17 protein-coding genes are annotated in these 18,922 nt (G+C 63.0%); 3 read left to right on the top strand and 14 right to left on the bottom strand.

The genetic code is table 11. From position 1 onward, the window contains the following. Window positions 1-2: 2 nt before the first annotated feature. The 3 genes from BM374_RS23385 to BM374_RS23375 form a co-directional block, all read right to left on the bottom strand. Window positions 3-848: a carbohydrate ABC transporter permease gene (locus tag BM374_RS23385; RefSeq protein WP_244552675.1), complete on the bottom strand. Its 846-nt coding sequence runs from the start codon at window positions 846-848 to the stop codon at window positions 3-5. Window positions 849-892: 44 nt separating this feature from the next. After that, window positions 893-1,771 carry a carbohydrate ABC transporter permease gene (locus tag BM374_RS23380; RefSeq protein WP_092297244.1) on the bottom strand — a complete coding sequence of 293 codons (879 nt, stop codon included), beginning with the start codon at window positions 1,769-1,771 and terminating at the stop codon, window positions 893-895. 72 nt (window positions 1,772-1,843) lie between these two features. Beyond that, window positions 1,844-3,085 (bottom strand): ABC transporter substrate-binding protein, encoded by a 1,242-nt coding sequence (locus tag BM374_RS23375; RefSeq protein WP_092298002.1) that lies wholly within the window; start codon window positions 3,083-3,085, stop codon window positions 1,844-1,846. Between the two features lie 156 nt (window positions 3,086-3,241). Between BM374_RS23375 and BM374_RS23370 the strand changes: the two genes are divergently transcribed. Next, window positions 3,242-4,339, top strand: coding sequence for a LacI family DNA-binding transcriptional regulator (locus BM374_RS23370; RefSeq protein WP_092297241.1), 1,098 nt, complete (start codon window positions 3,242-3,244; stop codon window positions 4,337-4,339). Between the two features lie 35 nt (window positions 4,340-4,374). Here the strand turns inward: BM374_RS23370 and iolE are convergent, their stop codons facing one another. Both iolE and iolD read right to left on the bottom strand, forming a co-directional pair. After that, window positions 4,375-5,274, bottom strand: a complete 900-nt coding sequence (iolE, locus tag BM374_RS23365; RefSeq protein ID WP_092297238.1) for a myo-inosose-2 dehydratase — start codon at window positions 5,272-5,274, stop codon at window positions 4,375-4,377. A gap of 15 nt (window positions 5,275-5,289) precedes the next feature. Then, complete coding sequence (gene iolD, locus BM374_RS23360; RefSeq protein WP_092297235.1) at window positions 5,290-7,131, bottom strand: 3D-(3,5/4)-trihydroxycyclohexane-1,2-dione acylhydrolase (decyclizing); 1,842 nt, start codon at window positions 7,129-7,131, stop codon at window positions 5,290-5,292. A gap of 251 nt (window positions 7,132-7,382) precedes the next feature. On the opposite strand from iolD, the gene iolG reads away from it, so the two are divergent. Beyond that, window positions 7,383-8,375 carry an inositol 2-dehydrogenase gene (iolG, locus tag BM374_RS23355; RefSeq protein ID WP_092297999.1) on the top strand — a complete coding sequence of 331 codons (993 nt, stop codon included), beginning with the start codon at window positions 7,383-7,385 and terminating at the stop codon, window positions 8,373-8,375. A gap of 1,140 nt (window positions 8,376-9,515) precedes the next feature. Here the strand turns inward: iolG and BM374_RS23335 are convergent. The 9 genes from BM374_RS23335 to BM374_RS23300 form a co-directional block, all read right to left on the bottom strand. Further along, on the bottom strand, window positions 9,516-9,683 hold the full coding sequence (locus BM374_RS23335; RefSeq protein ID WP_502689456.1) for a DUF2934 domain-containing protein: 168 nt from the start codon (window positions 9,681-9,683) through the stop codon (window positions 9,516-9,518). 409 nt (window positions 9,684-10,092) lie between these two features. Next, on the bottom strand, window positions 10,093-11,682 hold the full coding sequence (locus tag BM374_RS23330; RefSeq protein WP_092297229.1) for a sensor histidine kinase: 1,590 nt from the start codon (window positions 11,680-11,682) through the stop codon (window positions 10,093-10,095). A 223-nt stretch (window positions 11,683-11,905) separates the two neighbouring features. Next, entirely contained in the window at window positions 11,906-12,064 is a 159-nt protein-coding gene (locus BM374_RS38705) for a hypothetical protein (RefSeq protein ID WP_177248488.1), read from the bottom strand. Between the two features lie 337 nt (window positions 12,065-12,401). Next, window positions 12,402-13,505 carry a calcium/proton exchanger gene (gene cax / locus BM374_RS23325; RefSeq protein ID WP_092297226.1) on the bottom strand — a complete coding sequence of 368 codons (1,104 nt, stop codon included), beginning with the start codon at window positions 13,503-13,505 and terminating at the stop codon, window positions 12,402-12,404. 32 nt (window positions 13,506-13,537) lie between these two features. Further along, window positions 13,538-13,972, bottom strand: coding sequence for a hypothetical protein (locus BM374_RS23320; protein WP_349509995.1), 435 nt, complete (start codon window positions 13,970-13,972; stop codon window positions 13,538-13,540). Window positions 13,973-13,988: 16 nt separating this feature from the next. After that, window positions 13,989-14,903 carry a DUF2950 domain-containing protein gene (locus tag BM374_RS23315; RefSeq protein ID WP_092297220.1) on the bottom strand — a complete coding sequence of 305 codons (915 nt, stop codon included), beginning with the start codon at window positions 14,901-14,903 and terminating at the stop codon, window positions 13,989-13,991. Beyond that, window positions 14,900-16,555, bottom strand: a complete 1,656-nt coding sequence (locus BM374_RS23310) for a DUF3300 domain-containing protein (RefSeq protein ID WP_177248487.1) — start codon at window positions 16,553-16,555, stop codon at window positions 14,900-14,902. The genes BM374_RS23315 and BM374_RS23310 overlap by 4 nt, the downstream gene beginning before the upstream one ends. Before the next feature lie 97 nt (window positions 16,556-16,652). Continuing rightward, on the bottom strand, window positions 16,653-17,885 hold the full coding sequence (locus tag BM374_RS23305) for an HlyD family secretion protein (RefSeq protein ID WP_092297216.1): 1,233 nt from the start codon (window positions 17,883-17,885) through the stop codon (window positions 16,653-16,655). Further along, window positions 17,878-18,303: a hypothetical protein gene (locus tag BM374_RS23300; protein ID WP_092297991.1), complete on the bottom strand. Its 426-nt coding sequence runs from the start codon at window positions 18,301-18,303 to the stop codon at window positions 17,878-17,880. Before BM374_RS23300 ends, BM374_RS23305 begins: the two co-directional genes overlap by 8 nt. 165 nt (window positions 18,304-18,468) lie before the next feature. Here BM374_RS23300 and BM374_RS23295 point away from each other — a divergent pair, with 165 nt between their 5' ends. After that, on the top strand, window positions 18,469-18,921 hold the full coding sequence (locus BM374_RS23295) for a hypothetical protein (RefSeq protein WP_092297213.1): 453 nt from the start codon (window positions 18,469-18,471) through the stop codon (window positions 18,919-18,921). The last annotated feature ends 1 nt before the right edge of the window (window position 18,922 follow it).

Raw genomic sequence — 18,922 nt, 5'->3', positions numbered from 1 at the left:
CGTCAGCCTTTCACGGCGCCGGCGGCAATGCCGCGCACGAACCACCGACCGGAGCCAAAATAGACGGCGAGCGGCAACAGCGCGGTCAATAGAGTCGCCGCCATGTCAACGTTGTAGGCGCGCTCGCCTTGCGTCGAGTTGACGATATTGTTGAGCTGCACCGTCATCGGCAGATTATCGCGGCCCGCAAAGACGAGCCCCAGGATGAAATCGTTCCAGATGCCCGTGGTCTGCAAGATCACCGCGACAACGACCATGGGGGTGGCCATCGGCATCATGATCCGCGCGTAGATCTGGTAGAAGCCTGCGCCGTCGACGCGGGCTGCCTTGAACAACTCGACCGGCAGCGATGCAAAATAATTGCGGAACAGAAGAGTCATGGTGGGAAGGCCGAAGATGGTGTGGATGATCACGATGGTGAGAAGCGATTGCCCGAGCCCGGCGAAGGAGAAAACGCGCACAAGGGGATAGATGAAAAGCTGATACGGGATGAAGGCTACCACCATCATCGCGCCGAACAGGATGTTGGCGCCCCGTACACGCCATAATGACAGCGCATAACCGGTGAGCGAGCCGACCAGGATGGAGATGGCGACCGACGGCACCAGGATTCGTACCGAATTGAAAAAGCCGATCCTGATACCCTGGCAGGTCAAGCCGGTGCAGGCCGAAGTCCAGGCCTTCACCCACGCGTCGACGCTGGGACTCATCGGCAAAGCCAGCAGATTGCCTTGCCGGATCTCCGCCATCGGCTTCAGCGAGGTAACGACCATCACATAGAGCGGCAGCAGAAAATAGAGTGCGGTAATGAAGATGAAAGCATAGAGGCCCCAGCGCGCCGGGTTCATCCGCTTGCTCCGCCGTGCGGCGGGCAAAAACTGCGCCGCCGCGGTCATCGCATTCCCCCCTTGCGCGCGCGCCAGTAGAGATAGGGTGCCACCACCGCGATCACCGTGATCAGCATGGTGGTAGCCGCCGCCGTCGCAAGCCCGATATTGGCGCGCTCGAACAGATGGTCCATGACGAATTTGGCGGGCACTTCCGAGGCGATGCCGGGCCCGCCATTGGTCATCGACACCGAGAGGTCGTAGAGGCGCACCACGCCGGTCGATAGCAGCACTGCGGCGGTCGCAAAGCTCGCTCCCATCATCGGAACGATGATCGACACATAGACCCGCCATTTCGGCAACCCGTCGACCCGCGCCGCCTTCCAGATCTCCTCGTCGACGCCACGCAGGCCGGCGAGCATGATGGCCATCACCAGCCCCGAAGCCTGCCAGACGCCCGCGATGACCAGGCAATAGATTGCGGTCTCCGGCCGCACAATCCAGTCGAACGTCGCCCCTTCGAAGCCCCAACTGCGCAGCACGTGCTGGATGCCGAGTGTCGGGTTGAGCAGCCATTGCCACACCAGCCCCGTCACAATGAAGGACATTGAATATGGATAGAGATAGATCGAGCGAATCGTGTCCTCTGCTCGCACCCGCTGATCGATCGCGACCGCTAGCAAGAAGCCGACCACAAGCGCGAGCGACACCAGCAGCACGCCGTAGATGACGATGTTGTGGACCGAAGTGATCCAGCGATCGTTGCCGAGCAACATCTCATATTGCCGGAGCCCGACGAAATTGTTGTTCGGGAGCATGCGGGAATTGGTCAGCGACATCCACACGGTCCAGCTGGTGGCGCCGACATAGACGACGAGCATCACCAGAAGCGCGGGCAAGAGCGCCGAGAACGCGGAGAGTCGGGAATTCAGCGAAAGACGCATGACATCGCCGGATTGAGGAGAAGTCGACGGGCAGTAAAGGCGGCCGACGTTCGTCAGCCGCCTTTTGTGACATCACTCCTGGGACTTCAGCACAGCTGCGACCTTGGCTGAGAATTCATCGGCGCTCATATTGGTGTTCCAATATTGCGAGATGGCATCCTGCAGCGCGCCGATCAGCGCCGGCGGCGCCAGCATGTCGCCTGACGGCATTTGCTGGGCTTTATCCGCGACATAGCGCATACCCTTTTGGGCGCAAGCGTCGAGTGCAGACGTGTCGACATCGCCACGCACCGGGATCGAGCCCTTCTTCAGCGCAAACTGAATCTGGGTCTCGGGCGTCAGCATCAGTTTCGCCAGGGTCATCTGCGCCTTCGTCGTGGACGGGTCCTTCGCCTTCGGGAACACGAACACGTCGCCACCCATTATATAACCGCCACTGCCATTGGACAGCACGGTGCAGCCATAGTCCTTGTCGGGGATCTTGTCCGCCGCAACGAATTCGCCCTTGGCCCAATCGCCCATGATCTGCATTCCGGCCTTGCCCTGGATGACGAGATTGGTCGCGTCATTCCAGTTGCGGCCGGGCGCGCCGGCATCGACATAGTCCTTGAGCTTCTTGTAAGTGACGGCGACCGCCTTGAACTCGGCGCTTCCCGCCAGCGCCGCATCGCGCTTGCCGAGGATACCGGTCCACATCTGCGCACCGCCAACGCCGATCATGACAGCATTGAACAGATTTTGCTCCCAATTCTTCTGGCCCGAGAAGGCCAGCGGGATCACCTTGCCGTCTACCTTCAGCTTCTCGAGAATAGCGAGAGCGTCATTCCAGGTTTTCGGCTCGGCAGCGCCAACAGAGGCGAGCACAGTCTTGTTGTACCAGAGCCAGTTCTGACCGTGGATGTTGACCGGCACCGCATACATCTTGCCGTTGCGGGTCGCCGCGGCAACGATCGCCGCAGGCATGACGCCCTTCCAATTATCCTCAGTGGCGACCACATCGACGTCGGCAAGCAGATCGCCTTCCACCAGCTCGTCGAACTGCTTGCCGGTGTTGAGCTGCATCGCGGTCGGCGGATTGCCGGCGACGGTGCGACTGATTGCAGCGTTTCGCGCATTGGGCGCGCCAGCGACGGCGCTATCGATCCAGGTGCCGCCGGCCTTGGTGAATTGATCGGCAAACACTTTCACCGCGGCGGCCTCACCGCCGGAGGTCCACCAGTGGATGACCTCGGCCTTCATCTCCTCAGCGGAGACCGGTACCGAGGCCCAGGCCGCGGCGACAATCGCCACCGATGCGAACAGTGTGCGCTTCATCATTCCCTCCCGGATCTGCCTTTGCAGGCCTGTGTATTCGGCTGCGGCCTTTTGGCTCGTTGTTTACTTGCCGAATGTAATCGATTACATTCTCATCGTAACAGAACTCCAAATTTTTGCAAGTCCCGTCATGACGCCGAAACGGCGAGTTTCGAGATGACCAAACGAACCAGAGTGACACGCCAAAAAACGGCCAAGATCGCCGACGTCGCGCGGCTCGCCGGAGTTTCGGTTGCGACCGTCAGCCGGACACTGGCGCGCCCCGAGGTGGTTATTGAGGAAACTCGCATGCGCGTACTCGCTGCGGTGCGTGACACCGGCTACATGCCGAACGTTTCCGCCAGGAACCTGCGCGTCCGCAAGACCATGATCGTGCTGGTGGCGGTGCCTGATATCGCCAACCCGTTCTTCGCCGAGGTTCTTCAGGGCATCGACGACACGCTGTCGGCTGCCGGCTACGGGCTCATCATTGCCAATCTGGCTGGCTCGCCGGAGAAGGAGGCGCGCTACGTCGACCTCGTCTGTGCCGGTCAGGCAGACGGCGTGCTCCTGCTGTGCGGTCACGTGATGCGCAGCCCCACCAGAGACTTGCGCGACGCGCGCGTACCGTTGGTCGCTGCTTGCGAGCACATCCCTCACGAAAATTTCCCGCAGGTCACAATCGACAATGTCGGCACTGCGCGCGAGGCGGTGGAACACCTGATTGAGTTGGGCCACACGAGGATCGCCTATCTGTCCGGGCCGAAATCCAACATCCTCGAGCAGCAGCGTCTCGAAGGCTATTTGCAGGCTCTGCGCGAAACAGGGATAGCGGCCGATGCGCGATTGATTCTGCCGGGCGACTTCACTTTTCACGCCGGCGTCGAGGCCGGACAATCTCTCCTCGCGCTCAAGCCCACGGCGCGTCCGACCGCGCTGTTTGCGGCCAATGACGAGATGGCCATTGGTCTGATCAAGACCATGCACGCCGCCGGCCTCCAGATCCCGAACGATCTCTCCGTCGTTGGCTTCGACGGCATTGCCTACGCCGACTATTGCGAGCCTACCTTGACGACCATCGTCCAGCCCCGCCGCGAGCTTGGGGCCGCCGCCGCGGCCGAACTGATCGAGCTGATGACGACCGGCAAGGCCGGATCGCCGAAGCATGTCAAACTGCCCGCCAGACTGATACGCCGTGATAGCACGCGCCCACCGCCGAAGCGCCCGGGGGGTATTCATCGCTTGGCGCGAGGTCCGGCCAAGACGGCCCAATGACGATGTCATGACGCATTCGTTCAGCCACTCCGGGCTCAGGCAAGTCCAGCCTGCTTCAGGCTCTGCTTCAGATGGGCCATGCCTTTCCTGGCATAGGTCAGCGGGTGTGCCTTCTGCGGATCCTGCTCGGCCTCGATCACAACCCAACCGGAATAGCCCTTGAGCTCGCGGAAGACAGCCGTGTAATCGACCATGCCGTCGCCGGGCACGGTGTAGATACCCAGCTCGCTGCCCTGCCCGAGCACTGCGTCGAGGAAGCTCCAATCCTCGCGCCGCGCCTGGTCCATCACCGCCGGACGTACGTCCTTGGCGTGGACATGGCTGATGCGGGCGCGATAGCGTCTCGCCAGCGTCGCCGGGTCGGCCCCGCCCCACGTGGCGTGACCAGTGTCGAGCAGGAGATGAGCGGCCTCGCCCGTCGCCGCCATGAATGCATCGATGTCATCAGCGCTTTCGACGATGGTGCCGATATGATGATGGTAGACCAGCCTGACGCCCTCGGCGAGCGTGCGCTCGGCAACCTCCGTGATGCGGCGGCCGAACTCCACCCAGTCGCCCCCCTTCATGATTGGCCGCTGCGACAGCGGCTTGCTGCGACCGCCATGAATCGCGTTCGAGGTCTCGGCGAAGACCAGCACGGTCGATCCCATCGCCTTCAACAGATCGAGATGCGGGCGCAGATGCCGCATCTCCTCATCGGCATCGCGATTCAACAGCTCCGCCGAATACCAGCCGGAGATGCAGGCCATCCCGAACGGTGCGAGCGCAGCCTTCAGGGCCTGCGGCTCGCGCGGAAATTTGTGGCCCAGCTCCATGCCCTCGAAACCGGCCTCGCGCGCCTCGGCGAGGCAGGTTTCGAGCGGTGTGTCGCCGCCGACCTCCTGTAGATCGTCGTTCGACCAGCCGATGGGGTTCGCGCCGATGCGGATAGGCATGTCGTCCTCGCTCGATTAATATTTGCGGCGCGCGAGCGCCTCGATGTATCCGCGCCTGGCGGCCTCGACCTCGGCGCGCTCCGAGACTTCAGGTACCGCCACATCCCACCAATGGCCACCGGCATCGGTCGAGCGCAGCGGGTCGGTGTCGATCACGACGACGCTGGTCCGATCGTGGCCTCGCGCCTCGTCGAACGCCGCTTCCAGCTCGGTAATACCAGCGACCTTGCGCGCGATCGCCCCCATCGCGGCGGCGTGGGCTGCGAAGTCGATCGCGGGCAGCGTCTCGTGACGGGTGTCGCGCAAGAGGTTGTTGAACGCTGCGCCGCCAGTCGCGTTCTGGAGCCGATTGATGCAACCGAAGCCGCGGTTGTCGAGCACGACGATGATGAGCTTCGCACCTGACATCACCGACGTCGCGATCTCGGAATTCATCATCAGATAGGAACCGTCACCGACCATCACGACGACTTCGCGCCTGGGATCGGCGAGCTTGACGCCCAGCCCGCCGGCGATCTCGTAGCCCATGCATGAGTAGCCGTATTCCATGTGGTAGCCGCCGGGCGCGCCCGGCCGCCAGAGCTTGTGCAGCTCGCCGGGCAGGCCGCCGGCTGCGCACAGCACGACATCATCAGGCCGGCTGCGGCGTTGAACGGCGCCGATAACCTGCGCATCGCTCGGCAAGGTCTCGTTGCCGGCAGCCAGGTAGCGCGCCGCCGTTTCCAGCCAGGCGGTGCGGCCGGCTCTCGCCTGCTCGGTCCAGGCAGCAGGTGCCGTCCAGCCCCGAAGCGCGGCGCCGAGCTCCGCCAGTGCGGCTTTGGCATCGGCGACGAGCGGCAGCGCGCGGTGCTTGCCGGCGTCAAAGATCTGTGTATTGAGGCCGACGATCCGGCAAGCGGGATCGGCGAAGAGCGAACGCGAGCCTGTGGTGAAGTCCTGCAGGCGCGTGCCGATCGCGAGGACGAGATCGGCTTGCCGCGCCGCATCGTTGGCTGCGCCGGTGCCGGTGACGCCGATCGCGCCGAGATTGAGCTGAAGATCGTGAGGCAGTGCGCTCTTGCCGGCTTGCGTTTCCGCCGCCGGAATGCCGTGCGCCGTGCAGAACGCGGCGAGATCGCCTTCCGCCTCACTATAGAGGACGCCGCCGCCGGCGACGACGAGCGGGCGCTTGGCCGCCTTGAGCAGTGCCGTGGCGTCCGCCAATTGCCTCTCGTCGGCGCGCGCCCGGCGCGGCTGCCAGACACGCTCGGCGAAGAACCAGTCGGGATAGTCGTAGGCTTCCGTCTGCACGTCCTGGCAGAGCGCAAGGGTCACGGGCCCGCATTCGGCTGCATCCGTCAGGACCTGCATCGCGCGCTCGAAGGCGGGCATGATCTGCTCGGGCCTGGTGATGCGGTCGAAATAGCGCGAGACGGGCCGGAAGCAGTCGTTGGCCGAGACCGTGCCGTCGCCGAAATCCTCGATCTGCTGCAACACCGGATCGGGACGGCGTCCGGCGAAGACATCGCCCGGTAGCAGCAACACCGGCAGGCGATTGACGTGAGCGACGGCTGCGGCCGTCACCATGTTGGTCGCCCCGGGGCCAATCGAGCTCGTCACCGCCATCATGCGCCGGCGGCGCGAGGCCTTGGTGAAGGCGATCGCAGCATGCGCCATCGCCTGCTCGTTATGCGCGCGCAAGGTTGGCAGACGGTCGCGCACGGCGTACAGCGCCTCGCCGAGCCCTGCGACATTGCCATGCCCGAAGATCGCCCAGACACCGGCGAAGAGGGGCTGCTCCTGCCCGTCGATGACAGTCCTCTGCGCGGCCATCGCAGCGACGAGCGCCTGCGCCATGGTGAGTCTGATCGTCGCCATCACTCGCTCCCGCTCAACCGCGCCGCCCGGCCTCGACCAGCCGGCCAACAGGTTCCATCATTGCGCTGATCGCCTTGCCACTTCGGAAACGCGCGTGCGTGCTCGCGCAATTGTGTCGTGAATGCGTGGTCGTTCGATTTGATACGATATTGTACGGCGGTTGAAGACATCGGGACGGACACGCTCTGACCTTGACGAGACGGCGCAGAGAATGGAATGCTTATTCCAATAGTCAAGCAATGATGATGGCAATGCGGTTTGGACTTCTCGGCGCCGGCAGGATCGGGCGCATTCACGGCCTCAATGTCGCCTCGCGCGGCGATGCACGGCTCGTCGTGGTGGCCGACGCCTCACGTGAGGCCGCGTCCACGTTGGCGCAGGCGACCGGCGCCAAGGTGGCCGACGCGGATGCGGTCATCAGTGATTCCGGCATTGACGCCGTCCTGATTTGCACGCCGACCGACACGCATGCCGATCTGATCGAAGCCGCCGTCTCTGCGGGCAAGGCGGTGTTCTGCGAGAAGCCGGTCGATCTCGATTCGGGCCGCATTCGCCGTTGCCTTGCCACTGTGGAGAAGACGGGCAAGCCGCTGATGATCGGCTTCAACCGCCGCTTCGATCCGAACTTCTCCGGCCTGGAGAAGCGGCTGCGCAGTGGCGAAGCCGGCGAGATCGAGATCGTCAGCGTCATTTCGCGCGACCCCGGACCGCCGCCGGTCGATTATGTGAAACGCTCGGGCGGCCTGTTCCGCGACATGATGATCCATGATTTCGACATGGCGCGCTTCCTCCTGGCAGAGGAGCCGGTCGAGATTTTCGCGCTCGGCTCGGCGCTGGTGGACAAGGCCATCGGCGAAGCCGGCGACGTCGACACCGCCGCCGTGCTGATGAAGACGGCGAGCGGGCGCATCGCGCAGATTTCGAATTCGCGGCGCGCTACCTACGGCTACGACCAGCGCATCGAGGTGCATGGTTCGAAGGGAATGCTGAGGGCCGGCAACATCCACGAGACCACCGTCGAGATCGCGACGGGTAAGGGTTTTCGTGCCGATCCGGTGCAGAACTTCTTCCTCGAACGCTATGCCGCCGCCTATCGCGCCGAACTCGCTGCGTTCATCGATGCCTGCACTGGCAAGGCCGCGCCCTCTCCGACCGGTCTCGACGGGTTGCGCGCCCAGATGCTCGCCGATGCCGCCAGCGAATCGGCACGCACGGGCCGCCCCGTCGCCATCGAAGCCGGCTGACCCTCGCGTCGGGGTTCGACCTGTCAAACAGCAGACGCAGTTGCGCGCCCTCGCGGCGCAAATAGCCCGAGCTCTTGCTTTCCGTTCCGCCTTCTCGTCCAAGAGGGCGCAGGGAAGACCGGGTGCCGACCTCGCACCCGCGGTCCGCTGCGCGAAAATGTAGCGCAGGAAAACCGCACAGCAGCATACAGGTGGTGCCAATCACTCGGCCTTCCCTGCGCAGTGGGTTGACGGCTTATGCCGTGCTCTCCCGGGAGCCGAATTCCTTCTGGCCTCCCTCGCCCCGCGAATTGACGATGTGGTTGATCCGGTTGGACGCTCCACACCTCCGCGAAAGGCTTGACCGTAGCGACGACGGCCAGGACCACACGGTTTTGCCGTACGCACGGCTCGCTTGTTCGCCGCATGATCGACCGGTTTCGTCGACGTTGCCGGAAGCATGCTGGCGAGACGAACCTGACAGCGCCGTTCGTCTGCACGCGGTGACGGGCTCACAGGGACTACCCGCCCTGCCCGCACCTCTCGCGCCCGACGCTGCCGCGTCCACCGCAAGCCCGGCTCGCAATCAAGACGACTCGAGACCGCCCCTCAAGGATGAGCCGGGATGGGTGACACATACGCCGTTTCCGAATTTCGGTAAAGTGGAATATTTTTGCGAGGAGGGGTTGACGACTGGAGGGTGTTTTGCCCGAGGGACGCAGAGCTCGATGGGTCAGGCCTCGTTGCGACATGGCGCTCACGACACGCCTCTGCGGTGTGTGCTTTAGGTCACAGCAGAATCAGACCGCATTGCCTAGAAGGACCGTGCATGGCCGCAAACAAGGTAACGGCGGTACGCACGAGGCTGCGGAGGCGATCAACAGCTGCGGACTTTTCGGAGCCGCTGGGGTGAAGAACCCCGCGGCTTTTTTCTGATCAATAGCGTCATTGCCGGACGAGCGGAGGCAAGTCCACTCGCCCCCTAATGCCAGGTGGTATCCGCCTCGATGACCACCACCCTCGCCTCCGGATCCTCGGCCGTGTTGCAGGTGCACGGCATGCCTTCACCGCATTGGCATCCGCTCGGCTCTTCGGTCCAGGCCCGCAACGGATGGTTTTCGCAAACCCAGCCCAGACCGCGACAGAACGGGCATGGCTTTTTCATAGCGTATCCGGCGTCCGCATTGTGTCCGACCTGTTCTCATTGCGCAGCTCCTGCTCGGCCGCATGCCAGAACTCGTCCTCGCGGCCTTCGGGCTTGCCGGCGCGCTCCCACAGCTGGTGCGCACGCTCTCTGATCTCCTGCTCGCTCGGTTCGGACAATTGCATCTCCTCTCCCGACGCGCGGCCCCACCCTGGGGTTTGGGGGCTTGGAGGCGGGGCCACGCAGGCCAGCGATCGGCGGCGAGGCTGGCCCGGAGATTCAAGCGTTGACGATGGGGAGGGTTCCTATGCCCGCACTGCACCAGGAATTCTACAGCGGCCTGCATGATGCCTCAGGGATACTGGCACGACAGAGCTGACAGCGATGCTCGTGCGGAACGCTGGTTGGGGGTGGCCCTGATCAAACGAGCAAGGACCTAAGCCTCGGACTCGGGCGACCGCGATGGCGAATGGAACTCTGACGAGTTGGAAATTGCGTGGAAGTGACGCACTGATCGTCGCGCGAAGCGAACCCATCAGGCTCGGTGCGCGGACGCGGCATGATCTGCTTTGTGCAATAAGCTGCCCCTATGACCTACGGCTTGGGCGCGACCACGTTGAGCGAAACTTCAAAGGTTGCCCCCGACGGACCAGATCTAACCAAGCGCAACCTCCCGCCGTGGCTCTCCACGATTGTGCGGCTTATGGCCAAGCCCAATCCGAGGCCCGAACTCTTCGTCGTGAAGAATGCGTCGAAGATCCGCTGTTCATTGTTGGCCTGAACGCCAGGACCGGTATCCTCAACGAACAATGACATGGTCGATCCATGTCCCTGTTTCGTTGCCAGTTTCAATTTGCGAGCGCCAGGCGGAGCTTCGCTCATCGCATCAATCGCATTTCTGACGAGGTTCAACACGACTTGCTGCAATTGCACCTGGTCGACGCATACCTGGTTCTGACCATCTTGAAAGTCGGTCAATACAGATACTTGGCTGACGAGAATGTCCGGGTTCGAAAGAAGGAGAGCTTTCTGCGCAATATCTCCCAACGTAACCGGGATGCGGTTGTCAGCCGCCTTGAACAGCGATCGGATGCTGGAGATGATCTGGCTCACCCGCAGGCCATCGGCTTCTATGTCATGAAAGATCTCGCCGACCTGCTCGAGCGCGGGCGGATCTGACTGAAGAAGCAAGACGGCTGTGCTCGCATTCATCGTGATTGCGCTCAATGGAGAGTGAACCTCATGAGCGATGGCGGCTGTAGCTGCATCCACGCTCATCAATTGACTGGCGCGTTCGCGACGCAGCAATGAGAACGCATTTGCAAGTCGGGAATACAGGACCGTCATTTCCGTGAGCAGTACCGTCAGAAGCATGAAGCTCGCCACGAGGGCGAAGCCACGGGCAGCGTACCAGCCGAGCGAGAATCTGACCGAACTGGCGAGAGCCGCGACCAGGAAGTTCGGCATCCACGCGATCAGGATCACCACAAGCCAAACGTCGAGAATTGTGCGGCTGCGCGCCAGAAGCACGCTGGTAACGATGCCGTACCAGAGCAGCAGCCCAACATTGGCTTGGTTCCCCAGATTGGTCTGCCGGGTGACGCTTCCCTCGTAAAAGGCTGGGAGGCTTGTCACCCCCATCGTCACAAGCAACGATAGGACGGTCACGACAACAAGCACGACGAAGATGGTGAGCCCGATTGCACCCCAGATCGACCGATCGGAACGAGCCGACGATCCGTTGCGGTCTTTCGAGAGCGCATAAATCAATATTCCGAGCGGAAATGTCAGGTGCCAGAGAACAAAAAACCAAGCCGGGGTATTTGACCCGTCTCCGAAGAGGCCGGAAGGCGCATATCCGCCGGGAAATGTCAGCGTCTGCAGGAACGCAAAAAGCGCACTGCAGAGATATGCGCTCGCGATCGCAAGGAGATCTCGTTGATGCAGGATCGCATACTGCGCGAACAGGAGAACTGCCGTCATCAGATCAGCAATCGCAAGGACCGTCTGGAGAACGGGAATGAAAAGATCGATACGTGGCAGCGGCGTTCCCGCGAATGGCGCGACTGCCACTGCTATGAAGCCCAGAACAGCGATCGCAGCGATGGCCAATCGGCGCTGCTCGCGCGATGCCGGAATGTTCGCAATCGCTACCGGGAAATCTCTGTCCGGCTCCCCTGGCATTTGGCGTCTGCCTCTTTGGGCCCTGGTTCACGCGCAACCAAGGCCGCAGCTTACAACGTTTATCTCCGTCCCTCATCAGTCAATACCACTTTGGGCCTTTGGTGCCCGACCATCTCGCCGGCCACGCCACCCCTCGCACGATCGGGGTGACGCACAACTCCGAGCGCTGATCGAACGCAACGGCCGGACTGTTCGGAGGGGACGTGTCCAACGCGGGCGATCGTCAGGTGTCGAGTTCGAGAAGCGCCCGACGGTCGAGCAGCGCGACACGGCGCTGCGTCGTCCCCTCGAAACGAAGCGGTTTGTTGGCCCGAAGCGCCGAGAGTGCGCGTGAGACGGTTTCCCGCACCGATCCACTGGCATGATCGACCTCGCTGACCATCGAGGTCGATCACATGAGCCGAAAGTTTTACTTCATTTTCGACAGTCTGCGACGGACGCCGGCGCATGACCATGTCAACTCAACTCGCGCAGTTGCTGTTTTGCAGCCGAAGCATGCACGCGCTAAGCACATTCGCAAGCACAAAACGTAGGTGGCTGGCTCGCGTCGCGAATCGATGCCGATTATGTTCTGAAGATTCGGGACGCGATCATCACCGCCGCCGATGCGCTCAAGGAGCTGGAGGCGCCTGCGGAGCCCGCCACCGACTCGTCAGCGAAGCTGCAATCGGCCCGAGATGCGGCAAAATAGCGCGGCGGAGCATGGGGCCGCGGCCGAGCTAAACCGGGCCGTGGGCTCCCGGCGGGATCACATACAGCGTCATGGCAAAGATCGCATAGATGCAAATCAGGAGCGCGCCAATGAACCACGCGGAGCGGCCGCTGTTGGTGACGAAGGAGGCGACCACCGCCGAAATCATCACCATGGTGACGGCACCAGGCCAGAACTGCAGATCCATCGGTTTGGGGCCGACCGCATAGCTGAGCAGGACCAGCACCGGAGAAACGAACAGGGCGATCTGCGAAGCACTGCCGAGTGCGATGCCAACGCTCATATCGAGCCGGTTCTTGCGTGCGGCCGAAAAGGCGACGGCCATTTCCGCCGCGGCCCCCACCAGCGCAACAATGATGAAGCCGACGAAGGCCGGGCTCATCCCGAACGCGTCCGCGGCCTGCTGCACCGATTCGACGAAGATCTCGCTGACCAGCGCCACGAAAACCGTGACCACGACGAGCGTGCCAACTGCAAGCCCGATCGGCCACGGCGCCTGCCCCTTCTCGCCGTGATCTTCACTCGCAAACAGCTCCTTGTGCGTCTTCAGAGAGAACAGCAGGCTCAGCCCATAAACAGCGATCAGCAGCAGCGCAAGACCGAGACTGAGCTTGGCCGCCATCGCCTCACCGCGCGAGAGGTCAAGGTCGGCGACTGCCGACGGCGCCAGGAGCGCAATCGTCGCCATCAGCAGCAAGCCGGCATGCAGCCTGCCGCCGGCGCGATTGTAGTCCTGGACGTGATAGCGCAATCCACCGAGAAGGAAGGAGGCGCCCAGCATGAACAGGGAGTTGGTGACGATGGCGCCCGCGATCGACGCCTTGACCAGCATGTATTGGCCGGCGCGAAGCGCGGTGACCGCGATGATCAGCTCGGTGAGGTTGCCCAGGGTGGCATTGAGTAATCCGCCGATCGCATCTCCCGTCTTCTCGGCGACGGACTCGGTGGCATGGCTGAGCAGCGCCGCGAGCGGCACGATGGCCAACACTGCCAATACGAACAATAGCGTATGCGCCGAAGGTGCGACCGCCTCCGCGATCAGCACCATGGGAACGAAGATCAGCATCCAGAACAGTGGATTGTCTCGGAACAGTTCGACCAGAGTTTTCATTTCAGCTGCCGTCCTGACGACGCCCGGGACCCTCACTTCATCGCTATGATGATGCCGCTGAGGTTGGCCGCGAACTCCAGGCCGGCCTTCGGCCCCTGGAGCACCATCGTCACTCCCTTCTCGTTACGCAGATGCGCGCCTGTGATGCCGCCGACCAGGGCGGCGCCACCGCCGACGGCACTGTACTCACCGGCGAAGTCGCTGACCTCGCGAATACCGGATGCCCATCCCGTGAGTCGGCCGATGCTTGCGCCGGCGGTGATGCCAAAGCTCATTCCCGTGACGCGGAAAGGATAGTTGCGGCCTCGATACGTGAGTACGCCGTTGCCCGCGCCGCCGCCGACGAGCAGGCCCACCTTCACGATCTTGAGGTGAACCTGACCGGCGGCTTGCGCGAACGAGGGGGCTGCCGGAATGACCAAAGCCAGCAGGAGCAGCAGCGCAAAGCGAATGATGCTGGCACGCAATCGGGTAGTCCCGCTCTCACGGCTTCGCGGCATCGACTTTCTTCCAGGTCTGATCGGGATCGAACAAGGTTATGCGCGGGGCCACGAACTCGGTCCGGCTGCCCAGATCCTTCTGATAGACAACGCCGGCGTGATTGACGAGGAAGGTCATGACGCCGGAATTGCCGTATTCGGCTGGCCAGGCGATCAGTCCGAAGCCACCGATCATCTTGCCCTTGATGACGTAATTCATGGCACCTCCCGGGGCGTCCGGCCCCTGCCCTTTCAGAATGCGGAAGTAGTAGCCATGGTAGGGGGTCATCCCTTCGCCGGCCTTGTAGCCTTCGCTCGAGGCTTGCGCCGCGAGCGCGCCGAGCGGGCTCGGGTCGCTGTCGTCGCGCCAGAACAGGCCGTCCTTCTTGCCGGGCGATGACACGATGCGCTGGGCGTAGACGCCGGTGCCTTCGCCGCGGTCCTTGTCGGCATATTCGTTCTGGGCGTCGACATAAGCCAGCATGGTCTGGATGGCATCGAGCTCGTTGCGTCCGATACGGCGACGGAGCACCTCGATCCGACCTTCATCCGCATCGAATTCCCAACCGGTCTTGGTATTGACCAGCGGGATCGGGAACGGGAAATCGTCGGGCCCGAGCACCAGCGTGGCGCTCTTGCTGCCCTCGGCCTTGATCGCATGCCGGGCGTCATACATCGAGGTGAAGCGCGCCCGGATGTCGGCGTCAGCCACCTCATCGCCGGAGGAGACGATGTCCTCGGCGTTCCTGCCAAGCACCTTGAGAATGTCACGCGGGCCGCTCTTGACGGCGGCGGCCAGCGCCGCGGCCGCCTCCTCCGGCGAGGAAAACGACTGCTGGGCCTGCAGCGAAGTGCTCATCAGCGCCAGCGCCGCGAGGCCGGGCACGACCGCACGGAAAATCCACTTGACCCCGATCATGGCGTCACCTCCGCAGGAATCCTTGCGCCGCCGGCGAGCCAATCGCCGTAAGTGCGGAATTTCAGACCGAGCTTCTCGTAGTGGACACGCAAGTATCCGTCGGTGCCGCGGGTGACGGCTTCCGGCATCACCCGTTCCACCTCCTGCGCCATGACGCCGACATAGGCCCTTTCGCTGCCGAGATAGCTGAAGCGGTAGTAGCCGAGCCCATTCGCGAGACGGCCAAGCAGAACGATATCGTGCTTCAGCGCGATGTCGGAACGCCGGCCACCACCGCCGCCGCCGCGACCGCCACCGAATCCGCCGCCGCCCCCGCGCATCGCCATGCCGCCGCCACCTCCACGGCCCGCGAAGCTTGCGCCGCCGCCGCCGCGCGGCATGCTGGCCATGCTCGCACGGCCGCGCGCGGATGCCGCGGATGCAGAGCGGGCGGAGGAGACGTTCATGGCGCCGCCTCGATTGCCGCCGCCAGCACGATTGCCCGCACCACCGCCGGCACGGTTGGCAGCCTTGGCGCGGTCGCCGCCACCCTTGCTGCCCTTGGCGCCTGCCCGATCGCCGCCCTTGGCACGATCCGCCGCGCCGGCCCGACCGCCGCCACCGGACCTGTCGCGTGTGCCCGCCCGGTCGCCAGCACGATCACCGGCGCGATCTGCCGCGCGGTCGCCGGCGCGGTCACCCGCCCGATTACCCTGATCGGGACGCAGCACCTGCTGTCCGTCACGGCCGCGAAAGTCCATCCGGTCGGATACGCCGGCCTTCAGATTGTTGTTGCCGAAGCGCTGCTGGACGTTGGTGTTGTTGTAGCGCACGCCTTGACGATGTGCCGGATTGTGCTGCCAGCCGGTGTTGATGTTGGTGGTACGGTGGTTCACATAGACGTTGCGATTACCCCAGTTGCAGCCACCGCCCCAGTAATTTCCCCAGCGCGCGACCGCCCACGCCGTACCGAAGGCGATGCCTGCGGCAACGACACCGGCACCGATATAGGACGGGTAACCGAAATAATACGGCGGATACGCCGCATAGGGCCACGCGCCATAAACCGTCGCGGGATCATAGTATGGCACGTAGATCGCTTGCGGATCGGCCTGCTCGATCACGATCACCTGCTTGCTTTCCTGAGTCTGGACGCTGACTTTTTGCTGCTTGGTCGTGGTGAGCTTCTTGTTGTCATAGGCCTTGGTGCGCAAGCGCTGGATCGCGTCCATCACGTCGGCTTGTTGTGCGAGAAAGGCGTCTCCCAGATTCTTGGTCCAGTCGAGCTTGTCGCTCATCATGGTCAGGACGTCCGCAGTGCTCACGAGCGCCTTGACGCTGTCGTCCCAGGCCTGCTTCTCGACCTCGCTTCGGAGCGCATCACCCTTCAGGTTCTTGCGCTCCTTCAGCCACCGATCGGCCTGGACCACCTCCAGAGGATAGGTCGAGGCCGCCAGCACGTTGGCCAGGAGCGCATCAGGATAGAGCGCGATGGGCGCGACCAGCGCCTCGAGCTGCTCGGGCTTCAACAGATCGGCAGCGGGCGCGGAGGGGCTGGTCGCTGCGGCCTGGCCAGACGGCGGCGCGGCCGGCTGCGTCGTTTGAGCCGACACGCCTGCCGGCACGGTCAACAACAGCGCAAGCACGATCAACGTCTTGCCGCAGCGGATCATCCCATCCTCCATCGTGCGAAACGTGATCAGCATGGGAGTGCAAGCGGCCCGATTGTTGACAAATGTCAAGGAAACGGGCGATGCTGCACAGGCCCACTCAATGTCCGCTCAGCACCAATGTCTTGATTGGCAGCAGCAAAGCCTGGATGCGCAGCAGCAAAGCGTGCACGAGGCCGACGCCGTCGACGACATGCAGCGCGATCGCTCGGCCTGTCGAAGTGTCGTTGGCGTTGATTTCTTCGTGATTGCTGGTGTAGGCGTTGACGATGCAGGCGCTGCCCGGCGTTACCCCGTCGAGGCCGTTCTTGTAAAGCGGCTCCAGGAAAGTGAGAATCGTGCCGGGCTTGACGGCATTCTGCGCTTCCAGCAACTGCTGGCCTGCCTGGAATTGCCCGGCGGCGATGTAATCCTGAACCGTGGTGACCACCATCGGGATGATGACCCAGGGCTTGGAGACGCAGGTCGCTTCAGCAACCATGCCTTCCTTCATCACCTGCGCCTCGATCTGTCCGAAGCCGGCCTGGAGAACCTTCCGCCCGGCACCTTCCGGAACGAGTACGCCGGCCGGCCGCATCAATTGATTGACGACGTCACCTGGACGAATCAGGAACTGCTCGACGCGCCCATCGACGCCGGCGCGGACCACGGTCTTGTCGAGATCGACCTGGGCCTGCGCGAGGGCAGCCTCGGCACTCGCCTTTTGCGCCGGGAGCAGCGTCGACAGCTGCAAGGCCGCTGCTTCCTTGGATGCGGCCGCAGCATCGATCCCCGACTGCCGTTGATTGACCAGGACCTGGAGCTTTTCGATGTCGCGTTGCGGAACGATGCCGGGATTGCGGCGCTGCAGCTCGGACTTGGTGTCGAGCTCGTCCTTGGCTTGCTGATAGTTCGCCTTTGCTTCCTCGGATTGCGCTTCGGCCTTGGCAATGTCGGCTTTGGCGGACTGCATCGCGGCATCGACCTCCGCGACCTTGCTCTTGGCGGTCTCGAACGCGGCCTGCTGCTTCGAGGCGTCAAGCGTGAACAGCACGTCGCCTTTCTTCACGGCCTGGCTGAAGCCGACCTTCACCTCGGCGACGCGGCCAGAACCCTCGGGAAGGATTGGCACCGTGCGGAAATAGAGCGTCGCCGAGTCCGTCGCCGGATGGAAATAGAAGATCATCGTGATCAGCGAGACCGTGAGCATCAAACATCCGGTGATGCCCCAGCGCAGCTCGTACCAGACCGAGAAGAAGGTGATCTCCTTGCCGAAGCGCTTGCCCTGGACGTAACGGCGGTAGAGGTAATCGGGCAGGATCGTGACGAGGGAGCAGATCAGCAGCTCAAGCATGGCTGTGCTCCTTCTCGTTGGCAGACCCCGGCATTTCCGCTGGAGGCGGCGCTATTGCTGCCTCTGTCCGCATGGCCTCGGCGTCAGTGGCCGGCGTCGCGTCCGCAATCTTCTCGACCGACCCGGCAATGCTGCGCAGGGGCGTCCCGAAATCGGGAAGATCGATCAGCGCGAGGAGCAGGCCGGCGATCCAGAAGATATGCATATGGGTGAACAGCGAAATCAGGCCGAGCACCGCAACAAACTCGAACTGCAACTTTTGCGATTTGTGCGCCATCCGCTCGGGCAGGCTGTGCAGTTTCCAATAGAGCGTGCCCACCCAGAGCACGGTCCCGATCAGAAATATGCCCATCCCCACCATCAGCGTATCGGTCCCGCTGCCCGGCGCGAGATAGAACGGCAGATGGTGTGGGGCCATCGGATGAAGCTGATCGCTCAAGCGTCTCTCCCCGGTCCGCGGATGTGTACTTGCGAGAGTGTGTTCAGAAGTCCTGCCGTTTGCTTGATTTGAATCAAGGGAACGCCGCCTGCCCGACCTAGCGTTCCCGACGTGCTGATCGCACGGCCATCAGGAGCGCTAGCCATGCCCGCCCTCGACGATCTCATCCCCAATGCCGCCCAGATTCGAAAGGAAGCCGCCCTCAAGGAGGCGGAGAAAGCGGAGGAATATGTCCGCGTCGCGGCCGCGGCCGAGGCCGAGAAGCGCGCGCTGATCGAGCGCCTGAGCAAGCCGTCCGGCAAGACCGAGGAGGAGAAGATCAAGCTCGCCTCGACCATCATCCAGCGTGCGGTGCGAAACGGGCTGACGGAAGTTCTGGTGTATCGTTTTCCGAACTCGCTCTGCACCGATAAGGGCCGCGCGATCAATCAGATGGAAAAGGGCTGGGAGAATACGCTAACCGGCATTCCCAAGGAGATCTTCCAGCTCTGGACCGATTATCTGAAACCGCGAGGCTATCGAATTGCCTATCAGGTCATCGAGTTCCCTGGCGGTGTGCCTGGCGATATCGGCGTCACCATTTCCTGGGACGATTGAC

The sequence above is a fragment of the Bradyrhizobium sp. Ghvi genome, assembly GCF_900115265.1.
Lineage (GTDB): Bacteria > Pseudomonadota > Alphaproteobacteria > Rhizobiales > Xanthobacteraceae > Bradyrhizobium.
Note: the sequence above shows the minus strand (reverse complement) of the source record. Positions and strands in the feature narration are given on the sequence as shown.